This window comes from uncultured Amaricoccus sp. (assembly GCF_937858865.1).
Classification (GTDB): Bacteria; Pseudomonadota; Alphaproteobacteria; order Rhodobacterales; family Rhodobacteraceae; genus Amaricoccus.
Genome location: NZ_CALLYO010000089.1, coordinates 1 through 3,944, shown reverse-complemented (window position 1 = coordinate 3,944; position 3,944 = coordinate 1). Strand labels below are relative to the sequence as shown.

The 3,944-nt window shown below is 74.6% G+C and carries 3 protein-coding genes; 1 reads left to right on the top strand and 2 read right to left on the bottom strand.

Annotated features, from left to right (window positions below; genetic code table 11):
- Positions 1-331: 331 nt before the first annotated feature.
- A complete protein-coding gene (locus tag Q0112_RS02350) occupies positions 332-1,432 on the bottom strand; it encodes an NADH:flavin oxidoreductase/NADH oxidase (RefSeq protein ID WP_297970882.1) in 1,101 nt (366 codons plus the stop codon).
- A gap of 8 nt (positions 1,433-1,440) precedes the next feature.
- The gene (locus Q0112_RS02345) at positions 1,441-2,568 is read right to left on the bottom strand and encodes an alanine racemase (protein WP_297970880.1); all 1,128 of its coding nucleotides are present in this window, start codon (positions 2,566-2,568) and stop codon (positions 1,441-1,443) included.
- Between the two features lie 124 nt (positions 2,569-2,692).
- On the opposite strand from Q0112_RS02345, the gene Q0112_RS02340 reads away from it, so the two are divergent.
- Positions 2,693-3,760, top strand: coding sequence for a sugar-binding protein (locus Q0112_RS02340; RefSeq protein WP_297970879.1), 1,068 nt, complete (start codon positions 2,693-2,695; stop codon positions 3,758-3,760).
- Positions 3,761-3,944 lie beyond the last annotated feature (184 nt).

Sequence of the window (3,944 nt, the reverse complement as noted above, 5' to 3'; positions counted from 1 at the left end):
TCACCGGCCGCGAAGCCCTCCGCGTGGATGTAGGCGAGCTCCTTGAGCTTGAGCGCGCCCTCGAGAGCCACGGGGTAGCCGGCGTGCCGTCCGAGGAAGAGCACCGACCGGGTGTCGACGTGCTCGGCGGCCATCGCGTAGATCGCGTCGGCCGACGAGAGGGCGTATCGCGTGACGCCCTGTCCAACCGCCGCTCCAGCGCGGAGAGGGCAGCGCCCGACCGGGCGGACGAGAAGCGCCCGCCTGGGGGCGGGTCGGGCGCTGCCCGAGGCAGGGCCTCGGGCGGGACAGGTGGGGAGGGCTGCCGGTTGCGCGAGCCGGTCCCGCGGCGTCAGGCGGCCTCGACCCACTTCCGCGGCAGCGCGGCGGCGCGGGCGTACTGCGGCGGCGGGGTGAAGTCGGCGCCGAGGGCGGCGGCCGCGCGCCAGACCCAGCGCGGGTCGGCGAGGAAGGCGCGGCCGAGGGCGACCATGTCGGCGCGGCCGCCGGCGACGATCTCCTCGGCCTGGCGCGGGTCGTCGATCAGGCCGACGGCGCGGGTGACGATGCCGGCGCCGCGGCGCACCGCCTCGGCGAGGTGCACCTGGTAGCCGGGGCCGGTCGGCACCTTCTGCTGCGGCGCGTTGCCGCCGGAGGAGGCGCAGATGTAGGCGAGCCCGGCCTCGCGGTAGGCGCGGGCGATGGCGACCCCCTCCTCGACGGTTATCCCGCCCTCGGTCCATTCGGTCACCGAGAGCCGGGCGCCGAGCATCAGCCCCGGCGCCGCGTCGCGCACCGCGGCGATGACGGCGAGCGGCAGGCGCAGCCGGTTCTCGAGCGCGCCGCCGAAAGCATCCTCGCGCCGGTTGGAGAGCGGCGAGAGGAACTGGTTGAGCAGGTAGCCGTGCGCGCTGTGCAGCTCGATGAAGTCGAAGCCGGCGCGCTCCGCCCGGCGGGCGGCGGCGGCGAAGGCGGCGACCACCCGCTCGATCCCCTCGGCGTCGAGCGCCTCGGGGACGTGCCAGCCCTCGGCATAGGGGATGGCCGAGGCCGAGACGGTCTGCCAGGGATCCTCGCCGGCCGGGAGCGGCCCGCCGCCCTCCCAGGGACGGCGGCAGGAGCCCTTGCGCCCGGCGTGGGCGAGCTGCACCCCGAACTTCGTGCCCGGCGCCGCGACCCGGCGGGCCGCGTCGAGCGCCCGGCGGGCGCCGGCCTCGCAGGCGTCGGAATAGAGCCCGTGGCAGCCGTGGCTGATCCGGCCGCGCCGCTCGACGTCGGTCATCTCGACGGTCACCATGCCGGCGCCCGACATGGCGAGCATCATCCAGTGCTGCAGATGCCAGTCCGAGGCCACGCCGTCGTCGGCGGAATACTGGCACATCGGCGCCACCGCGATGCGGTTCGGGAAGTCGAGGCCGCCGATGCGGATCGGCGAGAAGAGGCTCGCGGGCATGGCGGCTCCTACCATCCCGAGAAGCGCGGCCAGCTCGCGCGCCAGCCCTCCGGCCCGACCACCTCGTAGCGGTCGTACTGGGCGCCGGTCGCGCAGGCGTGGTTCGGCAGGATGCGCAGGCGCGTGCCGATCGGGAGGTCCGGCGCGGGGTAAGGCGCGCCGGCACGCTGGGCGACGATGCCGTGCTCCTGGTTGGCGCCGACGACGACGAGGTCGGGGATCGGCCGGCCGGCGAGGTCGCAGACGAGGCCATAGCCCTGGTCGACCGCCTGCGCCGCGGTGCCGCGGTCGCGCGACATCGCCATCCAGCCGGCATCGGTGATCGTCCAGCCCTTGTCCTTCTGGTGGCCGATGACCTCGGTCAGCACCGAGAGGGCGATCTCGTCCGGCGAGCAGACCCCGACGCCGGCCTGGAAGAGGTCGAAGAAGACGCAGACCCCGGCGCGGAACTCGGTCAGCCCCTCGACGGAGGTCGCGCCCATCAGCGTCGGCGTCGAGCCGACGCTGACCACCGGGCAGGGATGGCCGGCTTCGCGCAGGAGCGCCGCGGCGCCGACGACGGCCAGCCGCTCGCCCTCGGCCGCCGCCTCGAGCGCCGCCTGCCCCTTGGCGAAGTAGCTCTCGCCGGCGTGGGTGAGGACGCCGCGCAGCTCGGCGCGCGGGGCCAGGGCGGCGGCGATGGCGCGCAGGAGCCCCGCGTCGTCGGGCTTCACCCCGGAGCGGTGGCCGTCGGCGTCGATCTCGATCAGCGCGGCGAGCGGCAGATCCGGCGTCGAGGCGGCGGCGACCGCCTCGGCCTGCTCGACGCTGTCGAGGATCATCCCGAGATCGACGCCCCGCGCCCTGAGCGCCCGCACCCGCTCGAGCTTGTCGGGCGCGATGCCGACGCCGTAGGTGAGGTCGGCGACGCCGGCATCGGCGAAGATCTCGGCCTCCTTCAGCGTGGAGACCATGGCCGGCCCCTGCGGCCCGGCCATCTGGCGGCGCGCCACCTCGACCGACTTGGCGGTCTTGAGGTGGGCGCGGTAGCTGACGCCGGTCCCGGCCAGCCGGCCGTGGATGCGGGCGATGTTCGCCGTCATCCTCGGCTCGTCGAGGAGAAGGCACGGGGTCGGGAGGGTCGCGAGGTCGGCCATGCGCGCAGGCTAATGCCGCCCGGCCGCCGGCTCAATAGCCGGCGGAGCGGGTCGCGCGCGCCTCTTGCGGCACGCCGCGCCGGGCGCAATGCTCTTCTGACCGGATTTGCGGGAGGGGACCGGGATGCGGCTGCTGCGGGGCTTCCTCGTCGGGGCGACGCTCTGGGCCACCTGCGCGGCGCCGGCCCATGCCCAGACGGGCGGGGCGCTGGTCGGCATCGCGCTCCCGGCCGAGCAGCCGGCGCGCTGGGTCCGCGACGGCAAGGCCATGGTCGCCGCGCTGGAGAGCGCGGGGCTTACCGCCGACCTCGCCTATGCCGGCGACGACGTGCCGCACCAGATCGCCCAGATCGAGGCGATGATCGACCGCGGCGCGCGGGCGCTCGTGGTCGCCGCGACCGACGGCACGGCGCTCGCCGGCGCGCTCGCGAGCGCCCATGCCGCGGGCATCCCGGTGATCGCCTACGACCGGCTGATCCGCGACACCGCCGACGTCGACTACTATGTGACCTTCGACAGTTTCCAGGTGGGCGTGCTGCAGGGACAGGCGCTCCTCGCCTGCCTCGGCCCGCTTTCCCCCGCCGCGCCCAGGGCGATCGAGATCTTCGGCGGGGCGCTCGCCGACGGCAACGCCGATGATTTCCACGACGGCGCGATGAGCGTGCTCGAGCCGGCGATCGGCCAGGGCGGGCTCGTCATCGGCTCGGGGCAGACCGGGATGGACGAGGTCGGGACGCTCGGATGGGATCCCGCCGTCGCCGGGGCGCGGATGCAGAGCCTCCTCTCCGGGCACTACAGCCGGACCCGGCTCGACGGCGTGCTCTCGCCCGACGACGCCCTCTCGCTCGCCATCCTCTCGGCGCTCGAGGCGGTCGGCTACGGCTCGGCCGAGATGCCGATGCCCTGCGTCACCGGCCAGGACGCCGACATCGCCTCGGTGCGCTCGATCATCGCCGGCGGGCAGAACTCTACCGTCTTCAAGGACACGCGCGCGCTGGCGCAGGCCGCGGTCGGCATGGTGCTGGCGCTGCTCGACGGGGGGACGCCGGCGGTCACCGACGGCCGCACCTACAACAACGGCGCGAAGGCCGTGCCGGCGCAGGTGCTCGCGCCGGTGCTCGTCGACCGCTCCAACTGGGAGAAGAAGCTGGTCGGGAGCGGCTACTACACGCGGGACGAGATCGGTGGCTGACCCCCCTACTCCATCGCCGCCACCGCGGCCGGCTGGGCAGCACGCGGCTTGCGCATGAAGGCGAGGAGCGGGATGACGGCGAGGGTCACGAACATCATCAGCTTGAAGTCGTCGACATAGGCGATGAAGGCCGACTGCGCCTGCACCTGCGCGTTCAGCATCGCGAGCGCCGTCGTCGGGTCGC

What these genes read in the sequence shown, in the direction of transcription:
- Q0112_RS02340 (WP_297970879.1), top strand. Translation starts at nt 2,693, where the DNA reads ATGCGGCTGCTGCGGGGCTTCCTCGTCGGGGCGACGCTCTGGGCCACC.
- Q0112_RS02350 (WP_297970882.1), bottom strand. Translation starts at nt 1,432, where the DNA reads ATGCCCGCGAGCCTCTTCTCGCCGATCCGCATCGGCGGCCTCGACTTC.
- Q0112_RS02345 (WP_297970880.1), bottom strand. Translation starts at nt 2,568, where the DNA reads ATGGCCGACCTCGCGACCCTCCCGACCCCGTGCCTTCTCCTCGACGAG.